The organism is Microtetraspora sp. AC03309 (genome assembly GCF_020826795.1).
Classification (GTDB): Bacteria; Actinomycetota; Actinomycetes; order Streptosporangiales; family Streptosporangiaceae; genus Microtetraspora; species Microtetraspora glauca.
On sequence record NZ_JADDIL010000612.1, the window covers coordinates 1 to 394 of the forward strand.

At 67.0% G+C, this 394-nt stretch carries 1 protein-coding gene; it reads right to left on the reverse strand.

Features of this window, described 5'->3' with window-relative positions; genetic code table 11:
* The coding region (locus tag IMZ11_RS44605) for a ribonuclease E/G (protein WP_228649854.1) at positions 1-394 on the reverse strand (394 nt) is incomplete at both ends.

Below are 394 nucleotides of genomic sequence, written 5' to 3' on the forward strand. Positions count from 1 at the left end.
AACGGATGTCTTCTTCCTTGACGCCCTCCGACGCCGTCCTGATGATCACGCCGGCGTCGGCGGGAACCACCTCTTTGAGGATCTCCTTGAGCCGCTGGCGTTCGGTGTCGGGCAGCTTGCGGCTGATGCCGGTCGACGACGCACCGGGCACATAGACCAGGTAGCGGCCTGCCAGCGAGACCTGGGTGGTGAGCCGGGCGCCCTTGTGCCCCACCGGATCCTTGCTGACCTGGACGACCACATAGTCGCCAGGCTTGAGGGCCTGCTCGATCTTGCGGTTCGACCCGCCCAGGCCTGCGGCCTCCCAGTTGACCTCACCGGCGTAGAGCACACCGTTGCGGCCCCGGCCGATGTCCACGAACGCCGCCTCCATCGAGGGCAGCACGTTCTGCAC